We start from the raw sequence: 16157 nt of genomic DNA, 5'->3' as shown, positions 1-16157 counted from the left end.
TACCCTAGAAATGAGACGAGCCCTGCTATTAAATAAATCTCTGCGAACATCACAAAACGGATGTAAAGCGCAAGCAATCAAAAGAAAATATAAGGGCCTTCAAGATAATAACGCAACACCTCACCCTGCCGAAAATTAAAGTAATCTCCCAAAGGGACAAGTTTATAATTATTGGCTGGTTTCAATCGCTCAAGAAAGCATGTTTTAGTTTTGGGAGGCACATCGCCTCCCCTTAATATATACACGTTTTCATCTGGACGTTTCTTTTCAGAAGAAAATGAATAACAATCAAAATCAATCAGCTTTGTAGTGGACCATAACGATCCAAAAGCCTTAGCATTCACAGCAGCAAGAAGTCCGGGAGCTGCAGGATAAACATAAAGACTGTCTTGGGATCTGTTAAATTCAACTTTGTCCAAAGCATTAGAGATACGGTCTATCATTTCAGCTCGATCTGAATCAATATTAACATTTTTTAAAAATTGACTCGATTTAGAGACCGAATTCTGTGCCCCCAGAGGGGGGCATCTATAATAGTGGGCAAGGACATTATTATATTGATGGGAAAGTCCTAGTACAACAAAAGCCAGCAAGGGGAACGCAAAGACTTTAATTTCACACTCACTATGGGATAACCGTAAAAGATAAAACACGACAGGAAGTGCAGCGACAAGCCCTGCTACGCTATGCATATGCCAATTAAGGTTAGCTGCTGTTCCCGCATAGGCGGCAAGAGCAGCAAAAAAGATCACAAGAAAAAAAAGAACATCTTTTCTTTGATTATAAGTTAGTCTCTTGGTGATACCACTCCCAAAAAGCAAAACAGCCAACCCCAAAGAAACCATATAAGTTATCATCTTTGCCTTCGGAGTATCAATTGTAGAAGGCAGAAGTTTACTTATAGGAAGGCCTAAAACATCAAAGTGGTAAAAAGCAGTGGGTAAAGGTCTTATATGACCGAAAGTAAATACCAGCAATGCTGCAAAAAGAAGAGAAAAAAACAATTTCCCAAAAACAGTTCCCCGCTTTAACAATCTAAACAAAAAGAACCACAACACCAAATAGCAGCCAGCATAAAGAGTAAAAAGAAATATATCACGTATATGTCTCGCTAATAATTTTGGTAAAGAGTAAACATCCCCTCCCCCCAATGAGCCATAAATTTCTGCAACACGAGCAGCATCGTCACCCAAAACTAAAATGAAAAGCCCAGCTCCGATCACAAGTCCTAAGTATGCTGACCACACAGAATCATTGAAAATTTTCATGCTCAAAAAATACCTGAAACATGGCAATAAAAAAAGTATTCCCAGAACGAATGCAAGGCCTGTAGCTGGTTTTGCCATGAGAGCAATAAGTATAGAAGCAGAAGAAAGAAGCGAGATAGCAAGGTTTTTAATTATGTTACCGCAGTCTGTAAGAACCAACAAAAACATACTGGCCCATAAAAAAGCCCCAAAGGCTGCATATGAGTCATATGACGGAGTAGTAAATACTGCAAAAATGAACTGAACAGCTGCGCTGCAAAAAAACAAATTCAAAAAGAATGACAGCTTATCTTTGTGTGATGAAATGTTGTAGTAAACATAAACTGTAAAAGTAAATACAAAGCACTCCAAAAAGACCATTACAAAATAAAGCAATCGATAAACCAGCAAAGAATGCCCAAAAAGCTCTCCCCAGGCATGAGTAATATAATGAAACTGCTGAGGCCAGATGGCTTGTTCACCGAACAGTGACAAGTAAGCAGCCAGCCCTTCATCAGAGATGTCAAAATAATTGCCGAAAGAGACGAGAATTACAGCAGTCGAGACAACTAAAAAACATGCTGAAAAAATTAACGGTATATTCTTTCTATTCATTGGGAAACTCATTAATTATGGGCGATTTATCTATATCTGCTAATTACAAAGCAGCCCTGAAATAACCTGTACGAAATATACACTTACATTTTTTTTGTCTAGCGCTGGACCTAAAAGAAGCCGTGACGCCTCCGGTTAGGATTGACACCCTTCCAAAACCACAAGTAATGTCCTCCTCTGCTGGAGGAAAAATGAAAATAGCAATTATAGGCGGATACGGCCCGTCACTGATTAACTTTCGCGGCCCCATGCTGCGCGCCATGAAAGATGCGGGACATGACATCTACGGAATCGCTCCTTTAGACTCTTCCGACGTACCGCAAAAGCTGGCACACTGGGGCATCAAATTTATTGAAGCCCCCATCCAGCGCAAAGGAATGAACCCGGCAAAAGATTTGGCTGCCCTTTTCGCACTGGTAAAAATCTTAAAACAGGTTCAACCTGACGCAGTTCTTTCATATACTATAAAACCAGTTATCTACGGCTCCATTGCAGCAAAACTGGCTGGAGTGAAGGGTATTTATTCCATGATTACCGGGCTGGGCTATGCCTTCGGGCAGACTACCGGCAAACGCGGCCTTCTCTTCAAGCTGGTTAAAAATATGTACCGAGCAGGGCTGACCTGCAATAAAACAGTCCTATTCCAAAACCCGGATGACTGTGATCTGTTCAAAGAACTGGGTATCATCCCCAAGAACAAGTCCACAGTGATCACCAACGGTTCAGGCGTAGATCTTAGTCATTACGCCTCTTCACCTGTCCCGCAGACCAATCCTGTTTTCCTGTGTATATCCAGACTGCTTAAAGAAAAAGGTGTACGTGAGTTCGCTGAAGCCTCTATGCAACTCAAAAGAAAATACCCGCAGGCAGAATTCAGACTGGTCGGCCCCCACGACAACGGCCCTGATTCAATCCGTGACGATCTGACCAAAACTTGGCAGAATAACGGAGTTGAATGTATCGGTCCGGTTGACGATGTGCGCGGCGAATTGCAGAATTGCACGGTATACGTCCTGCCCTCATACCGCGAAGGAACCCCCCGCTCCGTGCTGGAGGCCATGGCTACCGGAAGACCGATAGTAACGACAGACACCACAGGTTGCCGCGAAACTGTCATTGAAGGACAGAACGGTTTCATGGTTCCGGTAAAAGATACATCAGCACTGGAACAAGCCATGGAAAAATTCATTATCCAGCCGGAGCTCTTGCAGCCCATGGGTGATGCCTCTCTGGCATATGCTGCTGAAAAATTCGATGTTAACAAGGTCAATGCGACCATACTAAAAGCCATGGGATTATAATTGATGACTGTTAAAAGATGCTTTGACCTTGTTCTTTCCATCAGCGCGCTGATCCTTTTCTTTCCGGTACTGCTGGCTGTCGCTTTTGCCATCCATAAAAACATGGGCGGCGGCATCTTTTTTATCCAACGCAGACCGGGACTCCACGGCAAGCCTTTCAATATCATCAAATTCAAAACCATGTCCGATGCCAAGGACGAATACGGCAACCTGCTCCCTGATTCCGAGCGGCTCAGCAGATTTGGTAAGATCCTGCGCTCCACCTCGCTGGACGAACTTCCGGAACTGATCAACGTTATTTTCGGGGATATGTCTTTGGTCGGCCCGCGACCTTTGCTCATGCAATACCTTGAACGCTACTCCCCGGAACAGGGACGCCGTCACGAGGTTCTGCCCGGCATCACCGGATGGGCACAGGTCAATGGACGTAACGCCATTTCTTGGGAAGATAAATTCAAACTAGATGTCTGGTACGTGGACAACCATAACCTGCTGCTGGATATTAAAATTTTATACCTGACCGTGGCCCGTGTGTTTAAACGGGAAGGAATCGCCCAACCGGGGCAGGCCACTGCGCAGGAATTCATGGGCAGCGAAAAAGACTAAACCCCTGCCGGAATCCCTTACCCTTAAAAGAAAGGATTCATAATCCCGAGATTTAATCGCGGGTTTCATCATTATTTGTTTACGAACGAGACGGGATTAACAAATGCAAAAAATTATTATTATAGGTGCAGGCGGACACGGCCAGGTTGTGGCCGATGCCATACTGCAGATGACAAACGCAACACCGGTCGCTTTTCTGGATGAAAACCCTGTCCTCATAGGCACAGAAATCATGGGTCTTCCTGTTCCCGGAGGCAACGCTTCGCTTAATGATCTTGAACATGATGGAGTTGTCGTGGCCATCGGCAACAACAACCTGCGCAAAAGAATTTTCAATGAATTGACCAAGGCCGGGGAAAATCTGTTTTCAGTTATTCATCCCTCGGCGGTGATTGCCCCCACTGTAAAAATAGGTGCCGGATGTATGATTCTGGCCGGAGCGGTTATCAATACCGGAGCCGAAATCAAAGACAACACCATCATCAACACCAATTCCACGATTGAACATCACAACAAGATCGGCCCGCACGCCCATGTGGCTCCCGGATCTGTTCTCGGAGGCGAAGTTCTGGTTGCCGAGGAAGCCATGGTCGGTATCGGAGCCACAGTATTGCCACGAACCAGCATTGGCAAAGGGGCCATTCTTGGAGGCGGTTCCACGGCGACCAAAGACATAGCGGACGGGATTACCGCGGTAGGAATTCCCGCCCGGGCAAAAGCATGACAGTTTTCATTAATATTTAAGCAATTATTACAATCAATTTTAATTAGTTACGCCCCAACTGTACTAAAGCTTGAAAATATAATATCAGACCCATGGTTGCTTATTTTTTACCTCAAAAGGAAACAACACAAGTGTCCGCAAGCAAAAACGAACGCATTTATCTTTCTCCTCCCCATATGGGAGGCTCTGAGCAGGAATATGTCCGGCAGGCTTTTGAAAGCAATTTCATTGCCCCGCTCGGCCCCATGGTCAACGGATTTGAACAGGATTTTTCTAAACTGACCGGATTAGCTCATTGTGCGGCCCTTTCCAGCGGTACAGCGGCTTTACACCTTGCCATGCGTCTTGTGGGCGTTCAACCTGGAGACGTGGTTATAGCCTCTTCGCTGACCTTTATCGGTAGTGTAAGCCCGGTTACTTTTCTGGGGGCTGAACCTGTTTTTATCGACAGCGACTACAAATCATGGAACATGAACCCGGATCTGCTGGCCGAAGCGGTGGATTACTATATTTCCAAAGGACGCAAACCCAAGGCGGTTATTCCCACCGACCTTTACGGTCAGTGCTCCGATTATGACCGCATACTTGAAATCATTGAACCGCACGGTATTCCGCTGATTGTGGATGCCGCCGAGTCTGTGGGAGCCACATACAAAGGCAGGCACGCGGGAAAAGGTGCACTTATGGCCGCCTACTCCTTTAACGGCAATAAAATCATCACCACGTCAGGGGGCGGACTTCTGGCTTCGGATGACGAAGAACTTATCAGCCGGGCGCGTTGGCTTTCCCAGCAGGCCAAAGAACCTGAACCATACTACGAGCATAAAGAAATCGGTTACAACTACCGCATGTCCAATCTGGTAGCCGCAGTGGGACGCGGACAGGTGGAAGTCATTTCCGACCGGGTAGAACGCAAAAGAGAAATTTTTGATTACTACAGGCAAGAGCTGGGCAACTGCCCCGGCATTTCATTCATGCCTGAAGCTGAATACGGCAGGTGCAACCGCTGGCTTTCGGTAATGCTGGTTGATGAAGAGGAGTTCGGCGCTTCTCCTGATGAAATCAGGATTGAACTTGAAAAAGAAAATATTGAATCACGCCCGGTTTGGAAGCCCATGCACAAGCAACCTGTTTTCGAAAAAAATACTGTTTTCGGCGGTAAAGTCAGCGAAGACCTTTTTAAACGCGGTCTCTGCCTGCCCTCCGGCACAGCTATGAAAGCAGACGATATGAAAAGAATTGTTGACCTGATTAAAAGCTGCGGAAGATAAATTATGATCCATAACCTGCGAAATTTAAATTTTTACCTGATGGTCCTGCTGGACCTGATTATTTTTGTAGCCGCTTTTTACGCAGCCTACCTATTCCGTTTTGACTTCAGCCTGCCCGGATATGCGCAGACACAATGTCTGGAGCTGCTCAAATACACTGTGATTATCAAATTCTCAGTGTTTTTAGGGCTGGGCTTATACCGGGGTATGTGGCGCTACACCAGCCTGCGCGACCTCTGGCACATACTTGAGGCCACCTTTCTGCAGTCACTGATTCTGGTTACCGTTGTCCTTTATAAATTCGGCTTCGGCGGATTTTCTCGCGGAGTTTTCATTATCGACTGGATGCTGACCGTATTCATGTGCGGCGGAATGAGGGTTATTATCCGTTCATTTTATGCATACAAGGACGGTAATTCCATCCAGTTTTCACCGGACGCCTGCCCTGTTGACGGCAACAATGTGCTAATCATCGGCGCCGGACGGGCAGGGGAAAAGGTTATCCGCGAAATTATGAGCAGCGGGCAGCTAAAATACCGTCCCATAGGTTTGCTGGATAACGACAAGAACAAACGAGGCAGGACCATCCACGGAGTCCCCGTTCTCGGCCCTCTGTCCGATCTGCAGGAACTGGTGGAAAACAAATGCGTCAATGAAATCCTCATTGCCGTTGCGGAAGCCTCCGGTGAACAGATGCGCGAAATAATCAACGCCTGCAAAGAAACCGGTCTACCCTACAAAATCCTTCCCGGCATGGATGAAATCATAAACGGCAAAGTCGGCATCAAAGCCCTGCGGGATGTCAGCTATCAGGATTTGCTGGGCCGCGCTCCGGTGCAGTTGGATACAACTTCCATCAGCGAATATCTTTCCGGCAAGATTGTACTTGTAACAGGCTGTGGGGGGTCCATAGGCTCGGAATTAGTACGTCAGGTAATCCGTTTCAACCCGGAAAAAATCATCCTTGTGGATTCCAGTGAAGCCAACCTTTACGGCATCCAGATGGAACTGCATCATGAACTTAAATTTCATAATTATGTAACAGTACTCGGGTCTGTTCAGGATGAACAGCTCATGGATGAAACTTTCGGTAAATATACACCGCATACCGTATTCCATGCCGCTGCCTACAAACATGTTCCTATGATGGAACGCAACCCGTGGCAGGCGATTCACAACAACATCTGCGGCACCAGAAATGTGATGACCGTAGCGGACAAACACGGAGTAGCCCGTTTTGTCATCGTTTCCACAGACAAAGCAGTACGCCCCACCAACATCATGGGTGCTTCCAAACGGGTAACAGAGCTGCTTATGCGCTTGTTTCATGACTCCAAAACAACTTTCATGGCCGTTCGTTTCGGTAATGTCGTCGGATCATCAGGATCTGTCGTTCCGCTGTTTCGCAGGCAAATTGAGAAAGGCGGCCCGGTTACAGTTACCCACAAAGACGTGACCCGTTACTTCATGTCCATCTCCGAAGCAGCTCAGCTGATCCTTCAGGCCGGAGTTATGGCTGAAGGGGGTGAAATTTTCATCCTTGAAATGGGTGAACCTGTCAAAATAGCCGACATGGCCCATGACCTGATTAGACTCTCCGGTAAAGAACCGGGCAAAGATATTGAAATCGTCTACACCGGACTTCGAGAAGGAGAAAAACTTTACGAAGAATTAATCACCGAAGGTGAAGGCATTGTCCGTACAGAGCATGACAAAATTATGGTTCTCAAAGGTTTTGAAAATGATCATGAAGCATACTGTGCCAAATTCAATAGCCAGTTACAGGATATGAAGGCTGCTGCGGATAAATTCCATGCTGATGGAGTCAGGAACATGCTGCATGAGGTTATACCTGAGTTTGATGAGGAAGGGTAACAGGTAAAAAAACATGCTTTTCAATTCACATATTTTTATTCTTTTCTTTCTGCCGCTTGTCTTCACTGTCTACTTTCTACTCAGGAAATTCAAACAGCATGAAGCAGGTAAGCTATTTCTGGTGCTCGCTTCTTTTACCTTTTATGGCTGGTGGAAGACCGAATATCTCTATCTGCTCAGTGGAACCATCCTGTTCAATTTCTGCATGTCCGAGGCTCTTTACCGCAAGAAAAGCAAACAGATCCTGACCATAGCCGTAGCTGCCAACCTCGCAGTGCTCGGCTATTTCAAATACAAGAACTTTTTCTTCAACAACATTGCCGAATTGACAGGGATGCCGACCATCACCGAAAAAATCATTATCCCTCTCGGAGTCAGCTTCTATACTTTTCAGCAGATTTCATTTCTGGTCGACACTTACCGGGGCAAAGCCGCCCGTTGCAACCTGCTGGATTACAGTCTTTTCGTCTCGTTCTTTCCGCAACTTGTGGCCGGTCCGATCAGCTACCAACAGGAAATCACCCCGCAATTCAATGCCGAAGATGCAGGGAGGATTAATTTTCAAAACATCGGGCAGGGATTCTTCCTGTTCAGCATGGGGTTGTTCAAAAAAATCGTCATTGCCGACTCACTTGCACCCTATGTTAATAGCGGGTTTGACAAGGCCCTGGCCCTGCCTTTCTGGGACTCATGGGCGGTCAGCCTTGCCTACACCTGCCAGCTGTATTTTGATTTCAGCGGTTACACGGATATGGCGCTGGGGCTGGGCCTTCTATTCAACGTCAAATTGCCCAACAACTTCAATTCCCCGTACCAATCGCTTAATATTCAGGACTTCTGGCGGCGCTGGCACATCACTCTCGGACGCTTTGTACGCGATTATATCTATTTTCCACTTGGCGGAAGTCGCAAAGGAGCCTACCGCACCCTTGAAAACCTGCTGATTTCCTTCCTGCTCATCGGTTTTTGGCATGGCGCAGGCTGGAATTTCATAATCTGGGGAGGTCTGCACGGCACAGCCATGATCATCCACCGTATCTGGCAGAACACCGGCAACAAACTTCCGGCCTATGCAGGATGGCTGCTGACTTTTCTCTACGTAAACGCCTGCTGGGTATTATTCAGAGCTGAAACAACATTTGATGCCATAAAAATCTATAAGGGCATGCTGGGTATGGTTAACATCGGATTCTCCACCGCCCTCACCTTTCAGGACGAATTCATGCTGCTGGGAGTATGCATCGCGCTGATTGCTTTTACTGCCCGATTTAAAAACTCCGTAACCACAGCAGAAAACATGAAATTCACTTTTAAAGAATCTGCTATGGCCATCAGCATGTTTATGGTTGCATTCGTGCTTCTCTACACCAATCAAACCTTTCTTTATTTTGATTTCTAATTATGACAATACGTAGATGGACCATATTGACAATTTCTACCCTTGCGGCGCTGATCATCGCTCTTATCTTGACGGTCAACATCATTATTGATCCATACGGCGAATTCCGGCTGATTGAAGGGAATTACAATAAGCTTAAGTTTAAAAATTTAAAAAGCAGCGCGCTCAAAGTCGCATCAAAACTATACGACGGGCAGTATACCCTTGTCTTCGGAAGCAGCAGGACCATGCTGGTTTCAGAAGAAATTCTGGGCGAACCTGTGCTCAATTTCAGCACCTCAATTTATGTCAACCCCGGCGACATTCTGGCCTTGTTGAAAACTTTGGACGAGAAGCAGATCAAAAATATCAAACAGATATACTACCTGATTGATATAAACAGTTTTCACTACGAAAGCTCCGCGCCTGAGCTGGCCAGCAAAGCAGCTCTTTTCATGGAAAGCTTCCGCAATATAGGCCCCGATAAGATTGAAGATGCCTGGAAATGCGTGAAAAATAATGTCGGACCTGAGTCAGAACACCCGAACTTTATCGATGAGTTCGGTGTCTTACACAAAAAAGACGAATCGTATAAAGATAACGTTGTGGTCTTTAACAGTCATTTTGTATCTCAGTATTATTTGGATAAACTTGCTGAGATTAATTCATTTTGCATAAAGAATAGAGTTAAGATCACGTATTTTACTGTACCTTGGTGCCAAAATCTTAATACCGGGCAACAGGCAAAACTGAACGCAATACTAAATTCAGCCATTTCATCATGTTCCAGCTACTATGATCTTTACGGGAATACTGATTTTACCGGTCATAAGAACCTGTTTTCAGATCCAACACATCTTACGTCAACAGGTCTGAAAAAACTTTTCAACAAAAGGTACTGGACTCAAGACAAAATCAAATATACGCGAGCCACCCCTACGACCCACCCCAATTTCAAAGAAATGAAAAAGGATGATTTTTTTACTTATATTACAAAGCACCCGCAGTTAGTCGATACTGGGTTCATAGACGAAATACATAAGTTAGGGCGTGATGATTTAGTCTTATACCTCTATGACAAGGGGATTGCGGTGGAAGCTATGGTTGGGAAAAGTTTTTTCCTTGATAAACCATCTTTGTTAAAAATGATTCTTTCTTCTGGAAGGAACTTCAATAAAAACAAGCAGGCAAACAATGTAAATCTGCATTATGCCATTATGTCCGGTATTACCGACGGAGTAAAAAATGCCATCCTGCTCGGTGCAGATGTTAATAATCAGATTGCCGGCACAACTCCGTTAATTGTTGCCCTCAAATCGACAAAAGGCACTGAGATGTTATCTTTGCTGTTAAAAAGCGGTGCAGACATAAATTATATAAACAAATATGAGTCCGGCAGGCAGGACTTTAAGCAATCAGTTTTCACCTTTGCACTGGCTAAAAACAACCAAAAACAATTGGATTTTCTACTTTCATATGCCCCGGACAGCCCATTGGCAGAGCATGCACGACTGGTTTTAGAATTAAGAAAGAACCCTGGTAATGCGACTGCATATAATAAGTATTTAGTGCTTCAAAATAAATACTACGGAAACTGATCTTCACACAAATAGTTCTTATATTCTTTAAAAGACTCAGGCTAAGAGCATTTTTGTAGACATGGCTACTGATTACAATATTTATTCTTTATTAATTGTACAGTCTTCTGGAGTTCTTCTTTTTCTTCATTATCAAAAATTAATTCCGCATAAGTGTTTCTTTTTTTGCCATAAAAAGAGAGATATTTACTATTAAACATCTCATCCCGCTCTAAGAACTCTTTTGCGATGCGACATTCTTCTTTATGATAATCTTCACTACTTTTTTTAATAATCGAATCGGGTAACGATTCAACGATTGACTGATTTTCTTTACTATCAAGCATAAGTTCTTTGGTCTTTATAAATCCATCAAAACTTCTAGCTGGAAGAAAGCTGTTCATATAATTTATTTTTTCAATTTGAATTCTATTTGGAGTAATGTTTACATTTTGTAAGTTAAATTCATCGTTTAATTCTATTCCGAAGATAGAGAAAAAATCATCCAACAAGTCGTTGTTTTTCCATTGTTCTTTTTCAAATGGCCTTAGAATTATATTCTCTTTACCAAAAGTTTCGGAAAGACGCTGAAATGTATTAAAATTATCTTTATGAGCATAGTTTGCTAAGAAATCAACGAGACTGACTTCGCTAATATTTTTTTGCTTATGGCTGTCCAAGTCCACTAACACCATGCTTCCGTCTTTTTGATAATAAACCTGCCTGTTTGATTTCACCGTTTGAGCCCAAATTTCAGCTATATATTCTACTGAGCGGCGATAATAAATAATGATTTTGACGTCGAATTTTTTAAAAAATCTAAATTTCTTAAAAGCAGTGCAAAAATCATTGTAATGCTCGAATAAATTCTCTTCAGAAAAGAGTAAAGTATGACAATCATTTTTAGCAAATTGGTCTAAGGCTTTTCTTAATATAGATGTTCTCTTAAGTAACAACAGATTATTGTATACAAAATTTTTTTTATAGTCGTTTTTAAAATATAAACCGTTAACGTAACCGGTGCTGTAATTTGTACCTATTAAAGGGTAAAATAAACCATTTTTTAAGAACAATTGATTGTTCTTCGTTAGTGCATTCTGGATTGAAGAAGTACCAGTTTTTGGCATTCCAATATGTATATATATTTTTTTCATTAAATAGTCCTGTAAAGTACAATTTTATGCTGTCAGTTATACATAGTACTGTGAAATCGCCACGACATTTAAAATGACATATAAGTTTCTACCAATATCAGGAACCCAAAACGCTATCTTTTATGTCTTCATATCTATGAAAATAAAATCTTTCATGTTTCATCATATGTTTAGCAAGCCTTTCACCTGATTCAATTTTATCACGTGTTACTGCCGGAGTATACTCAACTTTAAAATCAACACTGCATCTTAAAGCGGCTAGTATTATCTGACGTATTTGATCGATGGACAAATCCGGTTCTTCAAGGCGCGAGTAAACCTCAGCAGGACTGTCAATATTCGGAATAAAATCAGGATGTGAATACCACGCATGCCCAAGAGAAAAAGACTTCACGCCATACATCATTGCCTCTAGACCTACAGAACCATTGATAGTCAATACGGCCATAGCGTTCTTGATCAGATCCTTACCAGGATAGTTGATCGGAGACATATGAACATTAGGCAAACGCAACAATCTTTCATAGTAATCTTTACCCCTCCAACCAAAACCGAAAGGATGGTCCTTAATCACTATATTCATGTCCGAAGGAGCATGGACGGCCAATTCTTCAACAATCTTCCATTGGTCTACATATTCCTGAGCGGCAGAAGTCGTTACAGATTCAGGCTGATGCGAAAAGAAGAAGAGTATGTATTTACCTTGAGCACTTAAATCAAAATTCTTTGTCTTCTTAATTAAATACGCACGATTTTTAATTCTCTGATAAGCATATGGCAGATATTTAAGATTTTTGATGAAACTAACCACTTCATACCTATTGAAGTACGAAGTCGGCCTAACTTTCATATAGTCCATTGTAGGCTTTTCTTTAGCAAAACTATTGAGCAACTCATCAATAAACTCTTTTTCTTCTTCGTTTGGCTGAGAACGATGGGTCAGTTCATACAAGAAATGAGGATTGGTCAAACGCTGCGTTGTACCATTTAACAGTCTGTTATTAAATATGCCCGGTATAGTAAAAGTATGGTAAAAACCAAATCCCATTTTTTTTGAAAAAGCCTCCAAAACAAATGAGTATATGTGGTCAATCGTGTCATGGAAGGCAAATACAATATTATATTTTTCGAATATCTTTTTAAAATACAGATAAGAAGAATAAAATCTTCGATTGATTTCATCACGAGAAATCCAATAAATATCGTACCGAAGGTTTGCCTCTTGAGCTAACCGTCCGTAATACAGATAATTCGAATAAGAGTATATGGAATTTAAATTCAACTCATCTTCTACTTTAAGAACTTCGCTGCCATCCACACTATCAACTAAATCATAATAATCTGACTCAAGTCTTATGTGCTTTCCTGAATACGCCGGACTATTAGCATCGACAACCAGAACCTCATACTTTTCGCTAAAACCATTAATAAGTCCTTGGATATAGGCAGCAAAAAGAGGACCCCTTCCTATAAGTAAAACAGCATCTTTTTTATTCTGTGGCATAATCATTAATCGCGTTGTCGTAATCTTGTTTTTGACCGATATCGATCCAATAACCGTCAAGAGGAAAAGTAGTAACATGCAGGTTATTTTTGCATGCGTCCGATATGGCCGTAGTCATATCATAAAAAGTATCCTCAGGAATTAAAGAAATAATTTCAGGGGAAAGAGCATAAATTCCAGCACTAATCTGAAAATCAAGTGATGGTTTTTCTTTAAAATCAACCACCCTGCCTTCCTGCTGTTCAATGATTCCGTATTGCAATTGATAGTTGAATTCTCTTGAACACACAGTAAGGGCAGCATTCGTGGCAACATGATGCCTCAAAAGATCACCAAAATTAAGGCTCGTTAGAATATCTCCGTTCATTACCAGAAAAGGTGCGTCCATTTCTCTGGTAATCAACCCAAGTGACCCGGCAGTACCAAGACGTTTGGTTTCTTCCAAATACTCAATTTCAACGCCAAAATCAGAACCATCTTTAAAATAATCTTTAATTATTTCAGACTTATAATTAACGCTGATCATCAAGTTGGTAAACCCGTTTCTGAAAAGAGCCTCAACTATATACTCCAGAACCGGTTTTTTACCTATTGGCAACATAGGCTTTGGAGTTGTCTTCGTCAGATCCCCCAGCCTCGTTCCCAATCCTCCAGCCATAATAACAGCTGCATTTGGCTTAGCGTTAAAATCGATATCGTCAAGAGTAATTACATCAACCAGCCTGTTATTTTTATCCACAACAGGGGCTTGACGCCGCTTAATGCTCCGCAAAGTCTGAAAAGCTTTTTTTTGAGAAATGCCTTCCGGAAGAGAATATGGTTTGCGGTTAATTATTGACTCAAGGTCCCTTTTGCCATCAAGAACAGCGCGTCTGATATCACCATCAGTAATAATTCCAACTAAACGATCCTCGACATCAACAACAGGAGCAAAGCCGTAACCATAGACATCGACAGCCTTTAGAGCATCCTCAAATGAAGTATCTTTTGTGAGTATAAGTTTAAAAAGCATGCTTTCCCGCCCAAAAATTAGCAGCCCTGCTAAAGCAGAGCTGCAAAATCATTATTTAGTTATCTTACACGCTTTAATTTTAGGAGCCGGTTCAGCCGCCTCTTTAAGAGCTTCTTCGTGCCAAACAGCTTTCTTCAGCGCCCATTTTCCATCTTTCTTATCCCATATATGCGGAGAACGCCAACTATCAACTACTTTCCAAAAAAACTCATCATTGATATCACAGTAGTTCAAAAAGGTTTGATAGTTATCCCATGGAAACTCACCATCAAAACGCTTAACGAGACCGGCTGCCTCTTCACGGGTGATATGTCCATCACGTACTTCGTGCGCAGAATCAGATGTTGCGCGACCGATACCGAATTTTATGTACATCAAATAGTAATGAAAACCGTCCAGCCTGTCGTCAATGGAAGCATACTTGGAGTAAGTTCCTTCACTACGTTTGTAATAAGGAATAAATCCGGTATTTTCAGCGCAGTAATAGTAATTAACCTGCGGAATCCATTTAGTAAAATACCCCATGTAATGGATTTGCACTCCAACCTTATCAATATCCTTTTGAGTAGGACGGCGATAAATCTGTAAGTCGGACTCTTTTAATCCATATTTCTTAAGGACATCAATTGTGAATCCGTGCCAGTTCATCAACTCGATATCTTTAATAGGGACATCAGGATGATAGGCATGCTTCATTGAACCGCCGTACTCAACTTCAGAGTTCTCCCCGTACATGATTAATGGTATTTTCCGCTCAACAGCAGTCCTTAGCGGCATGTTGTATTGACCGTAGTTAAATGGCATAAAGGGATCGCCTTGGAGTTCGAAGGATAGCTTTGTTAAAAGCTTATGCGTAATTCCGCTAGGCTTAGCCATGACATTATCAAGCCCACCATCAACAATGTGATTTTCATAGTTGCGCATGCCGTCATCAGTCCAAAGAGCCGGAGCCCACGTGACAGTCAACGGATGCATACCATACTCTTCTTTCAATTTGTGGGCTACAAAGCCGCTGTCTTTGCCGCCGCTTGACGGAACCACAACATCATAACTGCCATCTTTGGAACGATGTTTATCGCAAAGCGCACGCAACTCTTTGTCGCGTTCATCCCAATCCACCACAAAATTTTTATACTCAGCGAAGCGGCAGGCTGAACATATCCCTTCATCATCGAAAGTGATGCGAGGACGCTGGTTGGACATTGTGCAACGCTTACAAAATTTTATTTCGTCAGGAAGATTAAATCTTTTCTTAGTTTCACGGTTTTGCATGTCCGTATCCTCTAGAGATTATAAAAGTTGACCAGAAGGCGTATACCTTGTGAACGGCTTTTTTCAGGATGAAATTGAAGGCCATAAATATTATCCTGAGCAATTGCAGAAATAAACTTCTGTCCACCGTAAGTGGATGTAGCGATGGCTGCGTTATCATTCCTAAATTCATAAGTATGCATGAAGTAAAATTCATGGTTAGGGCCAATACCCTCAAACAAGGGATTAGCCTGTCCGATGAAATTCAGGTTTCGCCAACCAAGATGAGGCAATTCCTGGTTACAGTTCATTTTTTTTACTTCGCCGGGAATAACCCCAAGTCCCTTGGACTTGCCGTCTTCATATCCAAAATCGGCCAATATCTGCATGCCAAGGCAAATACCTAGTGTATGCTTATTCTTAACTTCCACTGCAAGCGGTTCAAGAAGCTCACGCTCTTTTAAATCCAAAATAGCATTATTAAAATTACCAACCCCCGGGAGAATGATTTTATCCACCTTTTTCAAGTCTTCCGGAGTTTCAACAACCAAAAAACTGGCCGTGATAAAATTTAATGCTTTAAGTATATTAAAGATATTGCAACAGGACCCGATATTTACGACACCAATTGTCTGCTTCATC

The 16157-nt window shown here is 42.6% G+C and carries 13 protein-coding genes; 7 read left to right on the top strand and 6 right to left on the bottom strand.

What is annotated here, in order from left to right; genetic code table 11:
- Positions 1-77: 77 nt before the first annotated feature.
- On the bottom strand, positions 78-1862 hold the full coding sequence (locus ACKU41_RS13010) for a hypothetical protein (RefSeq protein ID WP_321401358.1): 1785 nt from the start codon (positions 1860-1862) through the stop codon (positions 78-80).
- 191 nt (positions 1863-2053) lie between these two features.
- Here ACKU41_RS13010 and ACKU41_RS13005 point away from each other — a divergent pair, with 191 nt between their 5' ends.
- From ACKU41_RS13005 to ACKU41_RS12975, 7 genes are all read left to right on the top strand, one after another.
- The gene (locus ACKU41_RS13005; protein ID WP_321401356.1) at positions 2054-3163 is read left to right on the top strand and encodes a glycosyltransferase family 4 protein; all 1110 of its coding nucleotides are present in this window, start codon (positions 2054-2056) and stop codon (positions 3161-3163) included.
- Between the two features lie 3 nt (positions 3164-3166).
- Positions 3167-3769, top strand: coding sequence for a sugar transferase (locus ACKU41_RS13000; protein ID WP_321401354.1), 603 nt, complete (start codon positions 3167-3169; stop codon positions 3767-3769).
- A gap of 103 nt (positions 3770-3872) precedes the next feature.
- Positions 3873-4493: an acetyltransferase gene (locus ACKU41_RS12995; protein ID WP_321401352.1), complete on the top strand. Its 621-nt coding sequence runs from the start codon at positions 3873-3875 to the stop codon at positions 4491-4493.
- A 131-nt stretch (positions 4494-4624) separates the two neighbouring features.
- A complete protein-coding gene (locus ACKU41_RS12990) occupies positions 4625-5764 on the top strand; it encodes a DegT/DnrJ/EryC1/StrS family aminotransferase (protein ID WP_319777807.1) in 1140 nt (379 codons plus the stop codon).
- A 3-nt stretch (positions 5765-5767) separates the two neighbouring features.
- Positions 5768-7639: a nucleoside-diphosphate sugar epimerase/dehydratase gene (locus ACKU41_RS12985; protein ID WP_321401349.1), complete on the top strand. Its 1872-nt coding sequence runs from the start codon at positions 5768-5770 to the stop codon at positions 7637-7639.
- Between the two features lie 13 nt (positions 7640-7652).
- On the top strand, positions 7653-9038 hold the full coding sequence (locus ACKU41_RS12980; protein WP_321401346.1) for an MBOAT family O-acyltransferase: 1386 nt from the start codon (positions 7653-7655) through the stop codon (positions 9036-9038).
- A 26-nt stretch (positions 9039-9064) separates the two neighbouring features.
- Entirely contained in the window at positions 9065-10615 is a 1551-nt protein-coding gene (locus ACKU41_RS12975) for an ankyrin repeat domain-containing protein (protein ID WP_321401344.1), read from the top strand.
- A 65-nt stretch (positions 10616-10680) separates the two neighbouring features.
- Here ACKU41_RS12975 and ACKU41_RS12970 read toward each other — a convergent pair whose 3' ends face one another.
- From ACKU41_RS12970 to hisH, 5 genes are all read right to left on the bottom strand, one after another.
- Positions 10681-11748, bottom strand: a complete 1068-nt coding sequence (locus tag ACKU41_RS12970) for a hypothetical protein (RefSeq protein WP_321401342.1) — start codon at positions 11746-11748, stop codon at positions 10681-10683.
- Positions 11749-11845: 97 nt separating this feature from the next.
- Positions 11846-13252 carry a hypothetical protein gene (locus ACKU41_RS12965; RefSeq protein WP_319777802.1) on the bottom strand — a complete coding sequence of 469 codons (1407 nt, stop codon included), beginning with the start codon at positions 13250-13252 and terminating at the stop codon, positions 11846-11848.
- Complete coding sequence (locus ACKU41_RS12960; RefSeq protein ID WP_321401338.1) at positions 13239-14264, bottom strand: nucleotidyltransferase family protein; 1026 nt, start codon at positions 14262-14264, stop codon at positions 13239-13241. The genes ACKU41_RS12965 and ACKU41_RS12960 overlap by 14 nt, the downstream gene beginning before the upstream one ends.
- A 51-nt stretch (positions 14265-14315) precedes the next feature.
- Positions 14316-15536, bottom strand: a complete 1221-nt coding sequence (locus ACKU41_RS12955; RefSeq protein WP_319777800.1) for an N-acetyl sugar amidotransferase — start codon at positions 15534-15536, stop codon at positions 14316-14318.
- A gap of 11 nt (positions 15537-15547) precedes the next feature.
- Positions 15548-16156 carry an imidazole glycerol phosphate synthase subunit HisH gene (gene hisH / locus ACKU41_RS12950; protein ID WP_319777799.1) on the bottom strand — a complete coding sequence of 203 codons (609 nt, stop codon included), beginning with the start codon at positions 16154-16156 and terminating at the stop codon, positions 15548-15550.
- Position 16157: the final 1 nt, after the last annotated feature.

Source organism: Maridesulfovibrio sp., from assembly GCF_963678865.1.
Classification (GTDB): Bacteria; Desulfobacterota; Desulfovibrionia; order Desulfovibrionales; family Desulfovibrionaceae; genus Maridesulfovibrio.
This window is presented reverse-complemented; position numbering and strand designations above follow the sequence as displayed.